Origin of the sequence: Paraburkholderia phenazinium, from assembly GCF_900100735.1 — a bacterium.
GTDB classification, from domain to species: domain Bacteria; phylum Pseudomonadota; class Gammaproteobacteria; order Burkholderiales; family Burkholderiaceae; genus Paraburkholderia; species Paraburkholderia phenazinia.
The window spans coordinates 260,401-280,248 of the sequence record NZ_FNCJ01000001.1 but is presented as its reverse complement, the minus strand read 5'-3'; the positions used below and the strand labels follow the sequence as shown (position 1 = coordinate 280,248).

Sequence of the window (19,848 nt, the reverse complement as noted above, 5' to 3'; positions counted from 1 at the left end):
CCTGACGGCGCTGCTTCAGGCTGCCGTGCTCCGCGCAGGACGCGGTGCGCCCAACGGGCTGATCTTCACGTCGCGGTCGGGGAAACGCGCTATCAGAACCAGTTCCCCGCCCAATGCGTGAATATGCTCACGCAGCGTGGAGATATACATGTCCGTTCGTTGCTCGAGTTTGGCGATACTTGGTTGCTTCACATCTAGCAAGCCAGCAAGTTCTTCCTGCGAAAAGCCAAGCGCACGGCGCAGGTCGGCGAGTGCGAATTCCGCCAGTATTTCGTTGACCCTCTTGTCTACTCGGGCTCGCGCTTCGGGGGGCATCTTCGCTTCCAACTCGGAAAATTTTTTCGCCATCACTTGCTCCTTTAATATCTAAAGTTGTGAGATGCGCGCGATATAACGCATCAGCGCGTGGGACATTCTTTGCATACCAGCGGTCGTCTCCTGTCTTGTCGCCACCTAGCAGCAGGAAGGCGGTGCGACGCGGGTCGAATGCATAGAGCACGCGGTACGGACGGCTAGCATGCTGGATTCGTAATTCGCGCATGTGGCTGTACCGCGAGCCCTTGATCCCGCTGCAATACGGGTGACGCAAAAACGGCCCTTCATGTGCAAGCAATCTAACGGCTACGTTGACAGATTCTCGTTCCGGCAACGTCAAACCTTCCCACCACGCACCGAAAAGATCCGTGTACTCGATGTCCCAACTCATAGTAAATATAGCCTCAAATGAATATTCCGTCAAAGGAATAATTTCGGTGTCGTGCGCGTGAGACGCTGAGGCCACAGGCAGCTTCATAGCGCCTCGCGCGAGGAATCCATGCGGACGGCTACTGACGTAGCCGTCCATGAGGCCATGCTAGGGATTTGGGGACGTGTTACCAGTCAGCCGAATGGCTAACGTTCGAGAGGAATGCGAACCACGCAAACAAAATCACGAAACGCTACAAGCGGCCCCGCCGCTTGCGGCAATCTCCCGCGCCGCCTTTGCGCCTTCGACCTGCAGCAAGGTCGGCAAGGAAACGCCGTTCTTCGCCGCCGTCACCTCGGCCAGAATCGACACGGCGATCTCCGGCGGCGTCCGGCTGCCGATATAAATCCCCACCGGCCCATGCAGCCGCGCCAGTTCGGCATCGTTCAGATCGAACTCCTTGAGCCGTTCGCGCCGCGCCGCGTTATTGCGCCGTGAGCCCAGCGCGCCCACGTAGAACGCCGGCGTCTTCAAAGCCTCCATGAGCGCGAGGTCATCGAGCTTCGGATCGTGCGTCAGCGCAATCACCGCGCAGCGTTCGTCGAGCTTCATCTCGAGCACCGTGTCGTCTGGCATCGTGCGCACGATCTTCGTGCCGGGCACGTCCCATTCGTCGGTGTACTCTTCGCGTGGATCGCAGACCGTCACCTGGTAGTCGAGGCCGACCGCGATATGGCAGAGATAGCGCGACAACTGCCCCGCGCCAATCACGAGCATCCGGTAGCGCGGGCCGTGGATGGTCAGGAGACGCTGGCCGTCGAAGTCGACGCCGTCGGTGGCGAGGGCGGGGCCGAGTTGCACCGCGCCCGTTACCATATCCACACGCCGTGCGATCAGGCGGCCGTCTTCGACCGCGTCGCACAGCTCGGCGATACCGCTTTGCTTGCTGAGCGGCTCGAGCACCAACTGGATCGTGCCGCCGCAGGGCAGGCCGAAGCGATGCGCTTCCTCGGCCGAGATGCCGTACTTGACCGCTTCCGGCACGCTCTGCTCGATGCCGCGTTGCCGTACCCGTTCGATCAGATCGTCTTCGATGCAGCCGCCCGAGACCGATCCGACCACGAGGCCGTCGTCGCGCACGGCGAGCATGGCGCCTTCGGGGCGCGGCGACGAGCCCCACGTCTTGACTACCGTCACCAGTAGCGCGCGATGTCCCTGCTCGATCCAGCGTGCGCTGGACTTCAGGACTTCGAGATCCACGCTGTCCATGATTTCTTTCCTTTCGTTTGAGTGGCGCCGGATTCGCGATCCGCACCCTCGGTTGAGACTGTTTCGGCCGGTACCGCGGCTTCGGCGCCGGCCGCTGCCTCGCCCTCACCGGTCACCTGCGCGTTGAAGCGCTTGAAAAATTCACCGGCCAGTTTGCGCGCCGCGCCGTCGACAAGCCGCGAGCCGATTTGCGCCAGCTTGCCGCCTACCTGCGCACTCGCCGTGTAGGTCAGTCTGGTGGCGTCGGCGCCTTCCGGTTCGAGCGTGACGCGTGCGTTGCCCGTGCCGAAGCCGGCCACCCCGCCTTGACCCTCGAAGACGATGGTGTAGCTCTGCGGCGCATTGATATCGGTCAGCAGCATACGCCCTTTGAAGCGGGCCTTCACGGGACCGACCGCCGCGCTCATCGAGAGCGCGAACGCGTTCTCGCCCTCCGCCTCGATGCTCTCGCAGCCGGGAATCGATGCGCGCAGGATCTCGGTGTCGTTCAATGCTTCCCACGTGCGTTGCTGAGAGACGGGTAGCGTGTAGCTTTCGGTCAGTTCCATCGGGGGGCTCCTTCTCGGCGGCGGGGCGATGCAGCGGTGGGCGTGGTGCGAGGGTCGCGCGTCAGTTGCGCCAGGTCGCGGCCAAATGCAGCCAGACTATCGAGATTATGAACTGGGCGGTGTGCATCGACATAGGGCAGGATCGCTTGCACACCACGGGCTTTCGGTGAGAAGCCGCTGTACCGCAACAGCGGGTTTAGCCAGACGATGCGGTGGGCGAAGCGGCGCAGACGGGCCATCTCGGTGTCGAGCACGTCGATGGCCTCGTGATCGAGGCCGTCTGTAACGAGCAGCACGGTTGCCCTGCCGGTCAGCACGCGGCGTGCCCAGCGCCGGTTGAACTCCGCGAGCGCCGCGCCGATGCGCGTGCCGCCCGACCAGTCCACGACCTGATCGGTGAGTGTGGCGATCGCCACGTCGGGGTCGCGCTCGCGTAGCGCGCGCGTCGCGTTGGTGAGGCGCGTGCCGAACAGGAAGACCTGCAGCCGTTCGCGCGACTGCAACAAGGCGTGGCAGAAATACAGCACGGCGCGCGAGTACGCACTCATTGAGCCGGAGATGTCGAGCAGCAGTACGAGCGGCGGCTTGCGCTCGATCACGGCGCGGTACTTCCAAACAGTCCAGTCGCCGCCCGAGCGCACCGCGTGCCGGGCGCTGGCGCGCAGGTCCGCGTGGGTGCCGCGCGAGGCGGCCTTCAGGCGCCGGGTCGGTTCGGTGGCGAGCGGCAGGCGCTGGCCGCGGATTACGTGACGCAGCGTGCGCCATTCGTCGGCGCTGAGCGTGTCGAAGTCGCGGTGGCGCAGACGCTCCTCGGCGCTGAAGGTGACGTGCGCGTGCAGTTCGTGGTGTTCGGTTTCGGGGGCGGCGTGAGCATTGCGAGAGGCGGGCGGGCGCGCCGCCAGCGCATCGGCGAGGCGGTTGTTGCGTTTCGGCGGCGGCAGGCCGTTGCGGACCTTCGGCAACAGCAGCGCGCGCAGCTTGCCCTCCCAGTCGGGATCCCGCCAGAACAGGTCGAAGGCGGCGTTGAAGATCTCGCGTTCGTCGGGCGCGGAGACGAGCAGGGCCGCGAGTGCGGCGCGGACGTCGTCGCGGCGTCCGAGGTCGATCCAGTGCAAGGCCGAGAGGGCGTCGACCGCCTGCGCCGGCGACATCGGAAGGCCCGCGCCGCGCAGCACGCGGACGAAGTGGACGACGTTGTGGGCGAGCGTGGGCGGTGAAGTAGCATTGACGCCCGAGCCCTTGGCTTGCAGACTGTCATCGGGAATCCTGTTCATTGCGCTGACCCGGACGCAGCCAGGCACTGCGCAATCTGCGCAGCGTCGATCCGCGCTAGATCGTCCTGATACTTGAGCAGCACGCCGAGCGTGTCCTGCACCGATTGCGGATCGAGCTCGGTGACGCTCAATGCGGCCAGCGCCCGGCACCAGTCGATGGTTTCCGCAATCCCCGGCGCCTTGAACAGATCCATGCCGCGCAACCGATGCACGAAGTCGACCGCACGCCGTTGCAGGTCCGCGCTGGTTTGCGGCGCGCGCGCCGCGACAATCGCCAGCTCGCGGTCGCGCTCAGGATAGCCGATCCATTGATACAGACAACGCCGCTTCAACGCGTCGTGCACTTCGCGTGTGCGGTTCGAGGTCATCACGACGAGCGGCGGCTGCTCCGCGCGCACGGTACCGTATTCGGGAATCGACACCTGGAAGTCCGACAGCAGTTCGAGCAGAAACGCTTCGAACGGTTCGTCGGCGCGGTCGATCTCGTCGATCAGCAGCACGCGGCGCGCGCCGGGATGCTGCTCGTCGGGCATCAGCGCCTGCAGCAGCGGACGCTTGAGCAGAAACTCGCTGCGATACAGCGTGTCGTTGCCGGGCCGCTCGCCGGCGGCCTCCGCAAGCCGGAGCGCCATGATCTGGCGCGGGTAGTCCCACTCGTAGAGCGCGCTGGCGGTGTCGAGTCCCTCGTAGCACTGCAGCCGCAGCATCGAGGTGCCGAGCATGCCGGCGGCGGCCTTGGCCAGTTCGGTCTTGCCGACCCCCGGCTCGCCTTCGACGAACAGCGGCCGTTCCATGCGCAAGGCGAGGAACAGCGCAGTCGCCAGCTCGCGGCTGGCGAAGTAGTCCTGGGCGGCGAGTTGGGCGAGCGTGTCGTCGATTGAAGCGGGCTGCATGATTCTCCTGAAGCCGTGCGACCTCGCACTAACCGTTCGCGGTCGCCACCGCCCGTGCTGCCAGCACCGGAATCAGATGCGCCCGGTACTCGGCGCTCGCGTGCATGTCGGTGTTCAGCTCATCCGCCGGGACCGTCACCGCACGCGCCGCCGCCGGCGTGAAGTCCGCCGTCAGTGCGTGCTCCAGCCCCGTCGCACGAAATACCGAGGCCCCTGCACCCGTCACCGCGACCCGCACTCCGTCCGCGTGTTTCGCGACAAACACTCCGACCAGCGCAAAGTGCGAAGCCGGATTGCTGAACTTCTCGTAGGCGCTGCGCTCGGCCACGGGAAACTCGACGGCGGTGATCAGTTCGTCCGGCGCGAGCGCGGTCTCGTACATGCCGACAAAGAAGTCGTCGGCGGCGATGCGGCGCCGGTCCGTCACGATCGTCGCGCCCAACGCCAGCGCCGCCGCCGGGTAGCAGGCGGCCGGGTCGTTGTTTGCCAGCGACCCGCCGATCGTGCCGAGCGCGCGCACCTGGCGATCGCCAATTCCGCCCGCCAGCGCCGCAAGGCCGGGCAAGACCCGGCGGATGTCGGCATGCTCGGCGACATCCGCGTGGCAAACCGCGGCGCCGACTGTCACCGTGTTGGCGTCGACGCGAATCTCCTTGAGCGCAGCGATGCGCGTGATGTCGATCAGTTTGGAGGGCTGCGCAAGACGCAAGCGCATCGTCGGCAGCAGGCTCTGGCCACCGGCGAGGAATTTGGCGTCGCTGTCGCCGGCGAGCGCTGCGACCGCCGCTTTCGGATCGGCCGCGCGTTGATAGTCGAATGCGTACATATCGGCTTGCTCCGTTCAGGGTTGCTGCGCGGCGCGGATCGCGGACCACACGCGATGCGGCGTAGCGGGCATTTGCAGATCCTTCACGCCGAGTGGCGCGAGGGCGTCGAGAATCGCGTTGATCACCGCTGGCGGTGAGCCGATCGCTCCCGCTTCGCCGCAGCCCTTCACGCCGAGCGGATTGTGCGTGCACGGCGTGCCCTTGGCGGTTTCCACCGTGAAGCTCGGCAGGTCGGAAGCGCGCGGCATGGCGTAGTCCATATACGAGCCGGTCAGCAACTGGCCGCTGTCGTTGTCGTACACGCAGCGTTCGAGCATCGCCTGGCCGATGCCTTGACCAAGCCCCCCATGTACCTGGCCCTCGACGATCATCGGATTGATCACGTTGCCGAAATCGTCGACGGCGGTGAACTGCTGGATGCGGGATTCGCCGGTATCCGGGTCCACTTCCACTTCGCAGATATAGGCGCCGGCCGGATAGGTGAAGTTGGTCGGGTCGTAGAACGCGCTTTCGTCCAGGCCCGGTTCGAGCTTGTCGAGCGGATAGTTGTGCGGCACGTAGGCGGCGAGCGAGATATCGGCGAAGGCCTTGGTTCTGTCCGTGCCGGCGACGCGGAACACGCCATCCTTGAACTCGATATCGTCTGCCGACGCTTCCAGCAGATGCGCGGCGATCTTCTTGGCTTTCGCTTCGATCTTGTCGAGCGCCTTCATGATCGCGGAACCGCCCACTGCGATGGAACGCGAACCGTACGTACCCATGCCGAACGGAATGCGCCCGGTGTCGCCGTGCACGATTTCGACATTGCTGATAGGAATCCCAAGCCGGTCTGCAACGACCTGGGCAAAGGTCGTTTCATGCCCTTGACCGTGGCTATGCGAGCCGGTGAAGACCGTTACCGAACCGGTCGGATGCACGCGCACTTCACCCGCTTCGAACAGGCCCGCCCGTGCGCCGAGCGCGCCCGCGATATTCGACGGTGCGAGTCCGCAGGCTTCGATGTAGCACGAGTAGCCGAGTCCGCGTAGCTTGCCGTTTTGCTCCGAGGCCTGCTTGCGGGCCGCGAAGCCCTTCACGTCGGCGAGCTCCAGTGCGCGGGCGAGGGTGGTTTCGTAATCGCCGGTGTCGTAGGTGAGACCCACCGGCGTCGCGTACGGGAACGAGCGAATGAAGTTGCGGCGGCGAATTTCCGCCGGATCGATCTTCATCTCGCGCGCTGCGGTTTCGACCAGCCGCTCGACCACGTAGGTGGCTTCAGGCCGCCCGGCGCCGCGATAGGCATCCACGGGGACTGTGTTGGTGAAGACCGCCTTCACCTCGGCATAGATCGCAGGCGTCGCATACTGTCCCGCCAGCAGGGTCGCGTAGAGGATGGTCGGCACGCTCGAGGCGAAGGTCGAGAGATACGCGCCCATGTTGGCGGTGGTATGCACGCGCATGGCGAGGAATTTGCCATCGGCGTCCAGCGCCAGTTCGGCTTTCGTCACGTGGTCGCGGCCGTGTGCGTCGGATACGAAGGCCTCCGAACGTTCGGCCGTCCACTTCACCGGCCGGCGGATTTTCTTCGACGCCCAGGTGAGTGCGACATCTTCGGCATACAGAAAGATCTTCGAGCCAAAGCCGCCGCCGACGTCCGGTGCAATCACGCGCAGCTTCGATTCCGGCAGCGACAGCACGAAGGCCGCCATCAGCAGCCGCTCGACGTGCGGATTCTGGTTCGCCACATACACCGTGTAACTCTCGTCCTGCGGCGAATAGCTCGCGTTGACCGCACGCGGTTCGATCGCGTTGGGGATCAGACGGTTGTTGACGATATCGAGCGTCGTCACGTGTGCGGCTTTGGCGAAAGCGGCGTCGGTCGCGGCCTTGTCGCCGTGGCCCCATGTGTAGCAGACGTTGTCCGGCACTTCGTCATGCACAGCGGGCTGGCCGGCATCCGCCGCATGCGCCGTATCCACCACAGCGGGCAGCACGTCGTAATCCACGTCGATCAGTTCGGCTGCGTCTTTCGCGGCTTTCACCGAATCGGCGATCACCAGCGCCACCTGGTCGCCGACATGGCGTGCCTTGGTATGCGCGATCACCGGATGCGGCGGCTCGTTCATCGGCTTGCCGTCGACGCTATGGATCAGCCAGCCGCAGGGCAGGCCGCCGACGCTATCGGCAGCCATGTCCGCGCCGGTGAAAATCGCTACGACGCCGGGCGACTTTTTCGCCGCGGCCGTATCGATGCTCTTGATCCGCGCGTGCGCGTACGGCGAGCGCAGGAACACGGCATAGGTTTGCTGGGGCAGCACGACATCGTCGGTGTACTGACCATTGCCGGTCAGGAACCGGTAGTCTTCCTTGCGCTGCACGGAAGCGCCAATCAGCGGATGCGGGTCGGGTGCGTTCATCGTCGGCTCCTTAGGCGGTGACTTTGTCGGTCGCCAGAGCGGCGGTGCCGGACTTCATGCCGGCAGCGCCTTCGAGCACGGCCTTGACGATGTTGTGATAGCCCGTACAGCGGCACAGGTTGCCGTCGAGCTGGGCGCGTACATCTGCTTCGGTGAGATCGGGCTGGCGTTGCGCCAGCGAGGTCGCACTCATCACCATGCCCGGCGTGCAGAAGCCGCACTGCAGGCCGTGGCAGGCGCGAAACGCAGCCTGCATGGGATGCAGTTCGCCGTCTTTGGCGAGCCCTTCGATGGTGGTGATTTCCGTGCCTTCAGCCTGCACGGCGAGGATGTTGCACGATTTAATCGCGCGTCCGTTCAGATGAACGGTGCAGGCGCCGCACTGGGCGGTGTCGCAACCGATATGGGTGCCGGTGAGCCGGAGTTGATCGCGCAGGAACTGGACAAGCAGGGTGTGAGGTTCGATTTGGGCGGTAACGGGCGCGCCGTTCACCGTCAGACTGATGCTGATCGCCATGAACTGTCTCCTTCGGGGATCGAGACCGGCGCGGGCCCATCTTCACTACCTTCCGCCTGCCTGCTATGAGGGCTCGCTTCGGCTGGTGCTGTGTTTTTATGGTTCCACCGAAAAGTAAAGCACAAATCGGCCAGGGCTGCTATGGGGGGAAATCGTCCGCTGGCTGGCACGGTGCGCAGGGCACGGCTGCGAGACATAAAAAACGGCACGCCGCGTGAGCAGGCGTGCCGTTTTCAGGAGAGTGAGGGACGATGAGCGCCGCTGGGCGGCGTTCAGTTCTCTCAGAAGGATTGTTCCGTGCTGCTGCGAACGGTGGCCGAATGCTGCACTGCGTGGCCGAGTTTCGAGTGGCGGCGCGAGTAGCCGAAATAGATCGCCATGCCGATCAGCAGCCAGATCACGAAGGCGACCCAGGTGACGAACTTCAGGTTCACCATCAGGAACAGGCACGACGCGACGGCGAGCACCGGCACGACTGGCACGCCGGGGCAGCGGAAGGCGCGCGGCAGTTCCGGATGGGTCTTGCGCAGGACCAGCACGGCGATCGAGACCATCGAAAACGCCGCCAGCGTGCCGATATTGATCAGCTCAGCGAGCACGTTGAGCGGCACCAGTGCGCCGATCAGGCCGAACACAATACCGACCAGCCACGTGGTGAAGAACGGCGTCGCAAAACGCGGATGCACGCGCGACAGCCTGGCGGGCAGCAGCCCGTCGCGCGACATCGCGAACATCACGCGGGTCTGGCCGTAGGCCATCACCAGAATCACGGTCAGCATGCCGAGCACGGCGCCCAGATCGATAAAGCCTGCCACCCATTTCTGGCCGGCCACCTGCAGCGCGTAGGACACCGGGTGCGAGATATTGGCGAACTGCGCCGACGGCACGATACCCGTGACGACCGCCGCGACCGCGACATACAGGACGGCGCACACGCCGAGCGAGGCGATGATGCCGATCGGCAGATCACGCTTCGGATTCTTCACCTCTTCGGCCGCGGACGAAACGGAATCGAAGCCGATAAACGCAAAGAACATCACCGCTGCCGCGCCGAACACGCCGTTCCAGCCGTTCGGCATGAACGGATGCCAGTTGGCGGGCGTGACGTGGAACACGCCGACCGCGATCACCAGCAGCACGACCGTGACCTTGATCGCCACCATGATGTTGTTGATCCGCGCGGATTCGCGGATGCCGACAGACAGCAGCGCGGTGATCGCCATCATCACGAGGAAGGCGGGCAGATTGAAGAGGGTCATGTGACCGGGCAGCGCGCCGGGCGCGGCCGACAGCGCGACTGGCAGCGAAATGCCGAAGCCCGACAGCAGCGACTGCAGATAGCCCGACCAGCCGACCGACACGGCCGAGGTGGCGAGCCCGTATTCGAGCATCAGGTCCCAGCCGATGATCCACGCGGCGAGCTCGCCGAGCGTGGCGTACGAATAGGTGTAGATCGAGCCGGCGACGGGAATGGTCGAGGCGAATTCGGCATAAGCGAGGGCCGCGAAGCCGCAGGCAATCGCCGCGACGATGAACGACAACATGAGTGCTGGACCGGCTTGTACGGCGCCGGTGCCGGTCAAGACGAAAATGCCGGTGCCGATGATGGCGCCGACACCGAGGAAAGTGAGGTCAAGTGCGCCGAGGGTCTTCTTCAAGCCGCCGCTTTGGGTGCTGGCTGCGAGCATGTGCTCGACGCTTTTCTTGCGAAACAAGGACATTGGCGTGGGTCTCCAGTAGTGCACGCGTCTTGCGCGCCGAATGTCAGGAAAACCGGAGATTTTAGCGGATGTGCGACCCGGCGCATTTCCAGGATGGCCGGTGTGCGTGCAATGCGGCGGACGAACCATGCGCAACAGGTGGGCGCTGAGCAGTGACCTTGCCGTCAACGGGTCCGCGCGGCAAGGCTTTTTCGCGAGAGCGGCACGGGTGGGCGGGATTCGCCTGAAAACGTTGGCAAGTACAAATCGCGCGGCGTGGCGCCGCACCCTGCGGCGGCGCCCCTTCGGCCCCTTTATCCAGCCATGGCCGGATTCAGGTCGACGAGGCGGTTGCTCATGACATAGAAGGTGAGTTCGGCGTTATTGCTCAGCTTCATTTTTTCGAGAAGCCGCGTCCGGTACACGCTCACCGTCTTCACCGAGAGCGACAACGCATTGGCGATGTCGGTCAGGCGCTTGCCCGAGGCGAGCATGCAAAGGGTCTGATATTCGCGGTCGGACAGTTTCTCGTGCGGCAACTGTTCGCCGTCGAACGAGACGTAATCGGCGAGCGCCTCGGCCATCGCGGGGCTCACGTACTTGCGGCCCGCCGCGACCTGCTGGATGGCGCTGATCATCTGCGCGGTGTCGACGGTTTTCGACAGATACCCCGACGCACCGGCCTTCAGCGCCCGCACCGCATACTGGTCTTCGCGATACATCGAAAACATCAGCACCGCTGCGCGTGGCGCCTTGCGCTTCAGGCGCTTGAGGACTTCGACGCCGTTCATGTCGGGTAGCGAGATGTCGAGCAGGACCACGTCGTAGACATGCTGGGCAACCGCGGCGAGGACTTCGGCGCCGGTTTCGGCTTCGGCCACCTCGAGCGCAACGCCACGGTCCAGCAACAATTGACGCACGCCTTGACGCACGACCGCGTGGTCGTCCGCGAGCAGGATACGCAGGCTCATGACGGCACGCTCACGAAGAAAGAGGAAGGGCGATGGCGCTGCGAGGCTCGACGCACACGGCGTCGCCGAGCATGGCATCCCAGGTGAAACGCGCGCGCACCGTGGTGCCGCGCGCTGGCGTGGCGTCGTCGCGACGGCCCGTGCTGATCTTGACGGAGCCGTCGAACGCAGCGCAGCGGGCGCGCATGCCGGCGAGGCCGAAATGACCGCGGCGCTTGCGAGCGCGCTGCGCGAGGCCGATGCCGTCGTCGCTGACGACCAGCGTCAGGTGGCGGCGGCTGGCTTCGATGCGAACGTCCGCCGCGCTGGCGCGTGCGTGCTTGGCGATATTGTTCAGCGCTTCCTGGGCGACCCGGAAAATCGCCAGCGTGGCGTCCGCCGGCAGGCGGGTGAGCCGCACGTCGGCGGCACAGACAAAGCTGGTGCGCAACTGGGTGCGCGCGGCGAACTCGCCGGTCCATTGCGACAGCGCGCCGACGATGCCGGCTTCGAGTGCTGGCGCGTGCAGTTCGGCGACCGCGTCGCGAGTGGCCTCGCAGACGGTATCGAGCGAGCGCCTCGCCACCTGCAGCGCGGCGGCGCATTGCGGCGGGGCATCGGCGGGCAGCCAGGTTTCGACACCGGCCAGCGCAAAGCGCGTGGCGGTCAGTTCGGCGCCGACGCTGTCGTGCAGTTCGCGCGCTACGCGTTGGCAGGCGGCTTCCTGGGCATGCACGAGTTCGGCCGAGAGTTCGCGCACGCGAGCCCGCAGGCGCGCGATTTCGCGCTCGGCGGCGCTTTCTTCGTGCGTCGGCAGGGTGTGCAGGTGAACAGAGGCACAGGCCGCTACCGGTGCTGGATCGGCAGCGTTAAGCGCATCGAACCCGTCCCGGGCGATGGAGGCTGGCACATGCGCGGTGATCGGAACGACAATCGACGTATCCATGACTCTCCCGCCTAGGACGCTGCGTACACAGCAAACCGGGCGCGCAACGACTGCGCGAAGACAAGGGAACGCATGCGAATCTCTGGCCTCTAGATGTACCCGTTGCATGCGACAGCACAACGGGCAAATCGCTACGCTGTAGCGTAACGAAATTTACATTCAGTAACACATCGGACGTAACCCTGGTGGGGCATGACAGCAACCGGCGATGCGTCGCGATCATATCCCAAAAAAAAGAAAAGAAGCAGACGCGACAAGGGTTAGCGTGGGTTTTTTGAACAACGCTTGACATCTCGCAAGCATTTTGCGTGTAGGAAAAATGCTGACACAGAAGGTAAGGGGGCGCGAGGAATTTGTAACTTGACCCCGCTATCAGTTGCCGACAAATTGACGTTTTTCGCGTGACGTTTTCCGCGCACCCGGCCGACCCCCGCAGTTTCTGCTTCTGTTCCTGGCGCAAACCTTAATAGCACGATCGTTCTATTTTATGTAAGCTCTGCGCAATCGAGTCGCAGCGGGCGGCGGGCGCGGTTCATCGCTCATGTCTGGCGCCGGCTTCATCCCCTCACTCCGCGAAGAGGCACACCATGTCGTTGATTCTTTCCCGCCGTGATCTGAATTTCGTGTTGTACGAGTGGCTCAAGGTCGAGCAACTGACGCGCATCGAGCGCTATGCCGATCACTCGCGCGAGACCTTCGACGCCGCGCTCGACACGTGCGAGAAGATCGCCACCGATCTGTTCGCTCCGCACAACAAGAAGAACGACCAGAACGAGCCGCACTTCGACGGCGCAACGGTCACGCTGATCCCCGAAGTCAAAACCGCGCTGAAGGCCTTCTGCGACGCCGGCCTGATGGCGGCCGGGCAGGACTACGAACTGGGCGGAATGCAACTGCCTCTGGTGGTCGAGAAGGCCGGCTTCGCGTGGTTCAAAGGCGCGAACGTCGCCACCAGCGCTTATCCGTTCCTCACCATTGGCAACCTCAATCTGCTGCTCGCGCACGGCAGCGCGGCGCAAATCGACACGTTCGTGCTGCCGGAATTGCAGGGCCGCTTCTTCGGCACCATGTGCCTGTCCGAGCCGCAGGCGGGCTCGTCGCTGTCGGATATCGCCACCCGGGCAGAGTTTGAGGGCGATTCGAGGCTAGGCGCGCAATACCGGCTGCGCGGCAACAAGATGTGGATTTCGGGCGGGGAGCATGAACTCGCCGAGAACATCGTGCATCTGGTGCTCGCCAAGATTCCCGGCCCGGACGGCAAGCTGATTCCCGGTGTGAAAGGCATTTCGCTGTTCATTGTGCCCAAGTATCTGGTCAACCCGGACGGTTCGATCGGAGAGCACAACGACGTCGTGCTGGCCGGCCTGAATCACAAGATGGGCTATCGCGGCACCACCAACTGCCTGCTCAATTTCGGCGAAGGCACGAAGTACACGCCGGGCGGCAAAGCCGGTGCAATTGGCTATCTGGTGGGCGAACCGCATCAGGGGCTGGCCTGCATGTTCCACATGATGAACGAGGCGCGCATTGGCGTCGGTCTTGGCGCCACCATGCTCGGCTATACGGGCTATCTGCATGCGCTGGACTACGCGCGCAATCGTCCGCAAGGCCGGCCCATCGGCGCTGGTGGTAAGGATCCCGCCTCGCCACAGGTTCGGCTCGTCGAGCATGCCGATATCCGCCGCATGCTGCTGGCGCAGAAGAGTTACGTCGAGGGTGGCCTGGCGCTGAACCTGTATTGCGCTCAACTGGTCGATCAGGCGCGTGCACTCACCGATCCTGTCGAACAGGAGCAGATGGCGCTGCTGCTCGATCTCCTCACGCCCGTGGCCAAGAGCTGGCCGTCGCAGTGGTGCCTGGAAGCCAACAATCTGGCCATTCAGGTTCACGGCGGCTACGGCTACACGCGCGAGTACAACGTCGAGCAGTTCTATCGCGACAATCGCCTCAATCCGATCCACGAAGGCACACACGGCATTCAGGGGCTCGACCTGCTGGGCCGCAAGGTGGTGGTGAAAGATGGCGCAGCCTTGCGGCTATTCGCAGCACGGGTGGACGCGAGCATCGCACGTGCCGCCGAATGCGGCGATGCTGCGCTAGTCGGCTACGCGCAAGCGCTGGCCGCCGTGATGAAGCGTTTAACCGAGGTCACTCGCATCGTATGGTCAAGTGGCGACCTAGGCCTGACGCTCGCTAATGCGACCGTGTACCTTGAGGCGTTTGGCCATATTGTGGCCGCGTGGATCTGGCTGGAGCAGGCATGGGTGGCGCAGGCGGCATTGCCGCAGGCCGTCGCTGAGGATGAGGATTTCTATCGGGGCAAGCTGGCCGCAGCCGGCTATTTCTTCCGCTGGGAATTGCCGAAGACCGGTCCGCAACTGGACCTGCTGGCCTCGCTGGACCGCACCACACTGGATATGCAGGACACCTGGTACTGAGGGGCGTCTGCTGAGAGGCGGTTGCTGTCAGGCGCCGGATGGAAAACGCCGGCCGCGACCACGCGATCTCGTTTTCTTCATCGAGCCATCTGCCGTTACCGCCCGAGCAAGCCGGCAGCGCCCCACCGGGCGGTGAGCGCGCCGCGTCCGCCGAACCGGCGGTTCACAAGCTCTGCTTAGCCGACGAACGCCTTTTCGACGACGTAGTGGCCCGGCGAGTTATTGCTGCCTTCCTGGAAGCCCGCGTCGTCGAGCAGCTTGCGCGTGTCGCGCAGCATGTGCGGGCTGCCGCACAGCATGACGCGATCGTTTTCCAGCGAGAAGCCCGGCACGCCGAGGTCGGCGAACAGCTTTTCGGTTTCGATCAGCTCGGTGATCCGGCCGCGGTTCTGGAACGGTTCGCGCGTGACGGTGGGGTAATACAGCAGCTTTTCCTGGACCAGTTCGCCGAGGTGCTCGTGCGCCGGCAGGTGGTCGGTGATGTATTCCTTGTACGCCAGTTCGTCGACGAAACGGCAGGTGTGCGTGAGCACCACGCGCTCGTAACGGTCGTAGATGTCCGGATCTTTGATGATCGACATGAACGGCGCGAGGCCCGTGCCGGTGGACAGCAGCCACAGCGTCTTGCCCGGCAGCAGGTTGTCCGCCATCAGCGTGCCGACCGGCTTCTTGCCGATCAGGACCTGGTCGCCCACCTTCAGATGCTGCAGGCGCGACGTCAGCGGGCCGTCCTGGACCTTGATGCTCAGGAATTCGAGGTGTTCTTCGTAGTTCGCGCTCGCGAGACTGTAGGCGCGGATCAGCGGCTTGCCGTCGACCTCGAGGCCCACCATCGTGAACTGGCCGTTTTCGAAGCGAAACGACGGGTCGCGCGTGCAGGTGAAGCTGAACAGCGTATCGGTCCAGTGATGGACGCTCAGGACGGTTTGTTGATTCAGGTTGCTCATGGCTTCTTGGATGGTGCGAAAAAAGACGGCCAGACGAATAGCCGGCCGGCACGGCAAGGGCGATGCTGCGCTAACCCCGTTCTTAACCGCGTGGATGCCTGCGCGGTTGCCCGATTACTTATGGAAAATGATGCGCAATCCGCTATTTTACCGCGCTCGGCGTCCCAAGGTGGCGACGCGGCGTTGAGGCTGCTCAAGCGGTTGCCGGACTTGCGGCTTCGGCGTCGGCACGGCACGCGACGGAGGTACTGCCGGGGTTCAGCAGCGGTACGGCGATGGGCAAAATTCGCGTGGGGCGATCGCCGTCCGGTGACCGGATCGCGGGCCGGTAGGCGCGCGTCCAGACAACAATTTTCGGCATGATACCGAAACCCGTCGCGCAGCGCAGCATTGACCCTGCTGCCGGGACTGGCAAAAGGGGCGGAAAACAACGAAAAAGCGCATAGAAACCGCGCGAAACTGGCTTAAACGGCGCTGTAGCGGAGGCTGTGGCCCGTTTATCCCGCCACGGCGGTTCGCTTGCGTCCGCGCTGCTTGAGCACACGAGCCTGCATGACGATGACCAGCAGCAGAAACACGCCGCGAATCACCGACTGCCAGTACGCCGAGAGGCTAATGAACCCCAGGCCGTTTTCGAAGTTGAGCAGGTTGAACACGAGGCCGAGCAGCAGTACGCCGGCAATCGTCATCGCAATCGAGCCTTCGCCGCCAGTCAGCAACGTGCCGCCCAGCACCACGGCGGAGATCGCGAACAGCTCCCAGCCGACCCCTTCGTTTGGCTGCCCGGCGCCGAACTGCGACGCCAGGATCACGCCCGCCATGCCGGCCAGCAAACCGCTCACCGCGTAGGCGGTCACCAGCGTGCGGTCTACATTGAGCCCCATCAGGCGCGCCGCTTCCTCGCTGCCGCCGATGGCAAGCGAATGGCGGCCGAAGCGCGTGCTGCGTAGCGCCAGCCAGCCGGCCAGCGCCGCTACGGCCGCCACGATACCTGGGATCGGCAGGCCGAACAGATCGCCCTGGCCGAAGCTGCCGAAGTTCGAATCGGCGGCGATCGACACCGCATCGTTCTTGCCGAGCAGCAGCGCCACGCCGTGCGCGCCAAGGCTGGTGGCGAGCGTCGTGATGAAAGGCAGGATCTTCAGCCGCGTGATGATGATTCCGTTCAGCACGCCGACCGCGAGGCCCGCCGCGGTGCCCGCGAGTACGGCCACCCAGCCGCCATAGGTACTGGTGAGCGCGGCCACCACGCTGGCGAGCGCCGCCACCGTGCCCACCGACAGATCGATCCCGCCCGTGATGATCACGAACGCCATGCCGACCGAGATCAGCGCGAACATCGAGTTGTAGCGCCAGAACGAATTGATGTTGTAAGCCGAGCCGAAGTGGTCGTAGCGCACGAGGCCGAGCACCACGAGTGCGGCGAGCGCGAGAAGGATGGGGAGATTCTTTTTCATCGCGTCGAGTCCGGGGTCTGGGGAAGCGTGCTTGGCATGGGTAGCGTGATGGATCGAGTCAGCGCGAGCGCCGTTGCACGTACACTGCCGCGACGATGATCGCGGCTTTGACGACCAGCGCCGCCGCGTCGGGAATCCCGTGCGCGAGCAGCGTGAAGCGCAGCAACTGGATGATCAGCGCGCCGATCAGCGTGCCGCCGATATATGCCTTGCCGCCCGTCAGCGCGGTGCCGCCCACCGCCACCGCAGCGATCGCATCGAGTTCGATGCCCAGCCCAACCACGTTCGCGTCCGACGACGAATTCACCGAAATCGAAATCAGCCCCGCAAGGCCCGCCAGCGCCGCGCAGATCGTGTAGGCGATCAGCTTGATGCGCGCGGTCGGCACGCCGCACAGGTAGGCGGCCTTCTCGTTGCCGCCGGTGATGAGCAGGTACTGGCCGAACAGCGTCTTGCGCACCACCCAGACGAACAACGCCACCAGCGCGAACATCAGCAGCACCTGGAACGGCACGCCGCCCACCTTGCCGAGTGCGATCCACTGGAAGGCGGGGTTGTCGAAGGCCTGCAGGCTGCCGTCGGTCACGACCTGGGCAATCCCGCGGCCGGCGATAAACAGCACGAGGGTGGCGACAATCGGCTGCACCGAGAGCTTCGTCACCAGCAGGCCGTTGAACACGCCGCAGGCGGCCGCGGCGAGGACCGGCAGCACGAAGGCGAGGGCAATGCCACCCGCACCCGGGATGTTCATGAACAGCATCGGCGCGAGCGCGCCGGAGATCGCCATCGACGCCCCCACCGACAGGTCGATGCCGCCGGTCGCGACCACCAGCGTCATGCCGATGCCGACGATCACGATCGTCACCACCTGGGTCAGGTTGACGTTGAAGGTTTGCAGCGACCAGAAATGCTGTGTGAACAGCAGGTTGAACACCAGCATCGCCAGCAGCACGATCACTTCGCGCTGGATCGTGATGCGGTGCCGCTTCTGCGCTTGCGCCTTCGCTGCGCCATCCTGAGCGGACAACGTGGGCTGCGCGGCAAGCGGCTGCGTGACTTCATGACCTAAGGACTTGAGCGACTTAAGCGCCATGACGGTCGCCCTCCAGCGCGTCTTCAATGTGGGCCGAGTGGGCGGCTTCGACTAGCTGCGATGAACCGTCGCCGCCCCATGCGATGGCGTCCATGATGGCGCTCTCGCTCATCTGCGCGCCGTTCAGTTCGGCGACCGTGCGGCCGTCGCGAATCACTACGGCGCGATCGGCCACAGCGGTGAGTTCTTCGAGCTCCGAGGCGGACAGCAAAACGGCGAGCCCGCCGTCGCGCAGTTCGCGCACGATCTTCGCGACATCGGCCTTGGCGCCGACATCGATGCCGCGGGTCGGCTCGTCGAGCAACAGCAACGACGGCTCGGCCGCGAGCCAGCGCGCGAGCAACACCTTTTGCTGGTTGCCGCCGGAGAGTTCGCGGATCGGCTGATCCGGCGAACGCAGCTTGATGCCGAGCGAGGCGATAAAACGCTCCACGATGACCTGCTGCTTTTTCACATCCACGACACCATGTTTGGCGAGCGTGCGCAGACAGACGAGTGTGAGGTTGTCGCGCACCGACAGTTCGGGGACGATGCCGTCGCCTTTGCGATCTTCGGTGAGGTAAGCGAGGCCGCGCGCAATCGCATCCTGCGGCGATTTCAGTGCCACGGTTTCACCACCCACGGACAGCGTGCCTTGCTCGAGCGGATCAGCGCCGAACATCAGCCGCATCGTTTCAGTGCGGCCCGAACCGAGCAGGCCGGCGAGTCCCACTGCCTCGCCCGCGTGCACTTCGAGCGAGACATCGCTCACCTTGGGGTGGGCGCCGAGCTTGTGCGCCGCCATCACCTGCGCGCCGCGGCGCGCCAGATTCGCTTCGCGCGCGGTGCTGTCGTCCTGCACGACGGCGGCCAATGTGCGGCCGAGCATCGTAGTGACCAGTTGCAGTTTGTCCATCTCCGCCATCGTGCTTTGCGCGACCGTCTGGCCGTCGCGCATCACCGTGACGCGGTCGCACAGCGCGTAGAGTTCATCGAGCCGGTGCGAGACGAAAATCACCGCACGGCCATCGTCGCGCAGCTTCCTCACCACCGTGAACAGCAATTCCACTTCGCGTTCGTCGAGCGACGAGGTGGATTCGTCCATGATCACCATCTTCGCGTCCGACGACACCGCACGCGCGAGCGCCACCATCTGCTGGATCGCGGTCGAATAGGTGCGTACGGGCTTCTTCACATCGATCTGCAAGCCGAACGATTCGAGCAGCGCAGCGGCGCGCTGCTGCACCGCGCGCCAGTCGATCAGGCCGAAGCGGCGCGGCTCGCGGCCCAGAAAAATGTTCTCAGCCACCGAGCGGAATGGCACCAGATTGATTTCCTGGTAGATCGTGCTGATGCCCGCTTCGCGCGCTTCCTTCGGCGTGCGGAAATCGATCTCGCGACCTTCGAAACGCACCGTCCCGCCGCCGCGCCGATACGCGCCGGTGAGGATCTTGATCATGGTGGATTTGCCGGCGCCGTTCTGGCCGATCAGCGCATGCACTTCGCCGGCGGCGACGCTCAGGTTGGCGTTGCGCAGGGCGGGCACGCCGCCGAAGCTGATCTGAATGTCCTGCATCTTCAGCAGCGGCGAACCTCCGGCGCTGGGAGGCGGTGGCGTTGGGCTGCCGGATTGCATCACGTGTCTTCTCCTGCTGGGTCCTGTGAGGCGGCGTCCCGCCGAGCGGCCTCTCGTGTGGCAAGGCCAGGCTCGCGCCACTTTCCCATGGTAGTCGTCCGCGGGACAAAGCGAAGCGACGGCCCGTCGTGGCACGGGCGCGTCGCTTCGAACCCTTCTCGTCCCCCTCGGAGACCTAAAGGGGACGTCCTGCGGGATGCCCCCATTCCAGAGGTGACCTCCTCCGCAACGGGAGACTTGCTGCGCGGCGCGCGAGGACACGCCGCGTCAGTCACCACCCTTCATCAAGCGTG

At 64.6% G+C, this 19,848-nt stretch carries 16 protein-coding genes and 1 pseudogene; 1 reads left to right on the top strand and 16 read right to left on the bottom strand.

Going from position 1 to position 19,848, the window contains the following annotated elements:
• Positions 1–15: 15 nt before the first annotated feature.
• From BLQ92_RS01280 to BLQ92_RS01225, 12 genes and pseudogenes are all read right to left on the bottom strand, one after another.
• Entirely contained in the window at positions 16–348 is a 333-nt protein-coding gene (locus BLQ92_RS01280) for a helix-turn-helix domain-containing protein (protein ID WP_090680776.1), read from the bottom strand.
• Between the two features lie 52 nt (positions 349–400).
• Positions 401–706: pseudogene (locus tag BLQ92_RS01275) on the bottom strand (type II toxin-antitoxin system RelE/ParE family toxin); the annotation flags it as partial.
• 222 nt (positions 707–928) lie between these two features.
• The gene (locus BLQ92_RS01270; protein WP_090680774.1) at positions 929–1,954 is read right to left on the bottom strand and encodes an XdhC family protein; all 1,026 of its coding nucleotides are present in this window, start codon (positions 1,952–1,954) and stop codon (positions 929–931) included.
• A complete protein-coding gene (locus BLQ92_RS01265; RefSeq protein ID WP_090680771.1) occupies positions 1,927–2,502 on the bottom strand; it encodes an SRPBCC family protein in 576 nt (191 codons plus the stop codon). Before BLQ92_RS01265 ends, BLQ92_RS01270 begins: the two co-directional genes overlap by 28 nt.
• Positions 2,493–3,776 carry a vWA domain-containing protein gene (locus BLQ92_RS01260; protein WP_244106024.1) on the bottom strand — a complete coding sequence of 428 codons (1,284 nt, stop codon included), beginning with the start codon at positions 3,774–3,776 and terminating at the stop codon, positions 2,493–2,495. Before BLQ92_RS01260 ends, BLQ92_RS01265 begins: the two co-directional genes overlap by 10 nt.
• Complete coding sequence (locus tag BLQ92_RS01255; protein ID WP_090680769.1) at positions 3,773–4,669, bottom strand: AAA family ATPase; 897 nt, start codon at positions 4,667–4,669, stop codon at positions 3,773–3,775. The genes BLQ92_RS01260 and BLQ92_RS01255 overlap by 4 nt, the downstream gene beginning before the upstream one ends.
• A gap of 28 nt (positions 4,670–4,697) precedes the next feature.
• Positions 4,698–5,495, bottom strand: coding sequence for an FAD binding domain-containing protein (locus BLQ92_RS01250; RefSeq protein WP_090680767.1), 798 nt, complete (start codon positions 5,493–5,495; stop codon positions 4,698–4,700).
• Between the two features lie 15 nt (positions 5,496–5,510).
• On the bottom strand, positions 5,511–7,892 hold the full coding sequence (locus BLQ92_RS01245; protein ID WP_090680765.1) for a xanthine dehydrogenase family protein molybdopterin-binding subunit: 2,382 nt from the start codon (positions 7,890–7,892) through the stop codon (positions 5,511–5,513).
• A 10-nt stretch (positions 7,893–7,902) separates the two neighbouring features.
• Entirely contained in the window at positions 7,903–8,409 is a 507-nt protein-coding gene (locus tag BLQ92_RS01240; RefSeq protein WP_090680763.1) for a (2Fe-2S)-binding protein, read from the bottom strand.
• 281 nt (positions 8,410–8,690) lie between these two features.
• The gene (bcaP, locus tag BLQ92_RS01235) at positions 8,691–10,130 is read right to left on the bottom strand and encodes a branched-chain amino acid transporter BcaP (RefSeq protein ID WP_090680759.1); all 1,440 of its coding nucleotides are present in this window, start codon (positions 10,128–10,130) and stop codon (positions 8,691–8,693) included.
• Between the two features lie 293 nt (positions 10,131–10,423).
• On the bottom strand, positions 10,424–11,080 hold the full coding sequence (gene rqpR / locus BLQ92_RS01230) for a response regulator transcription factor RqpR (RefSeq protein WP_090680756.1): 657 nt from the start codon (positions 11,078–11,080) through the stop codon (positions 10,424–10,426).
• 10 nt (positions 11,081–11,090) lie between these two features.
• Positions 11,091–12,005, bottom strand: coding sequence for a sensor histidine kinase (locus BLQ92_RS01225; protein WP_090680753.1), 915 nt, complete (start codon positions 12,003–12,005; stop codon positions 11,091–11,093).
• A 587-nt stretch (positions 12,006–12,592) separates the two neighbouring features.
• On the opposite strand from BLQ92_RS01225, the gene BLQ92_RS01220 reads away from it, so the two are divergent.
• Entirely contained in the window at positions 12,593–14,443 is a 1,851-nt protein-coding gene (locus tag BLQ92_RS01220) for an acyl-CoA dehydrogenase (RefSeq protein WP_090680751.1), read from the top strand.
• A gap of 176 nt (positions 14,444–14,619) precedes the next feature.
• Here the strand turns inward: BLQ92_RS01220 and BLQ92_RS01215 are convergent, their stop codons facing one another.
• The 4 genes from BLQ92_RS01215 to BLQ92_RS01195 form a co-directional block, all read right to left on the bottom strand.
• Positions 14,620–15,390 (bottom strand): ferredoxin--NADP reductase, encoded by a 771-nt coding sequence (locus BLQ92_RS01215; protein ID WP_090680748.1) that lies wholly within the window; start codon positions 15,388–15,390, stop codon positions 14,620–14,622.
• Positions 15,391–15,887: 497 nt separating this feature from the next.
• On the bottom strand, positions 15,888–16,847 hold the full coding sequence (locus BLQ92_RS01205) for an ABC transporter permease (RefSeq protein ID WP_090680743.1): 960 nt from the start codon (positions 16,845–16,847) through the stop codon (positions 15,888–15,890).
• Positions 16,848–16,905: 58 nt separating this feature from the next.
• Entirely contained in the window at positions 16,906–17,940 is a 1,035-nt protein-coding gene (locus tag BLQ92_RS01200) for an ABC transporter permease (RefSeq protein WP_244106025.1), read from the bottom strand.
• Positions 17,930–19,555, bottom strand: a complete 1,626-nt coding sequence (locus BLQ92_RS01195) for a sugar ABC transporter ATP-binding protein (protein WP_090680741.1) — start codon at positions 19,553–19,555, stop codon at positions 17,930–17,932. The genes BLQ92_RS01200 and BLQ92_RS01195 overlap by 11 nt, the downstream gene beginning before the upstream one ends.
• Between the last annotated feature and the right edge of the window lie 293 nt (positions 19,556–19,848).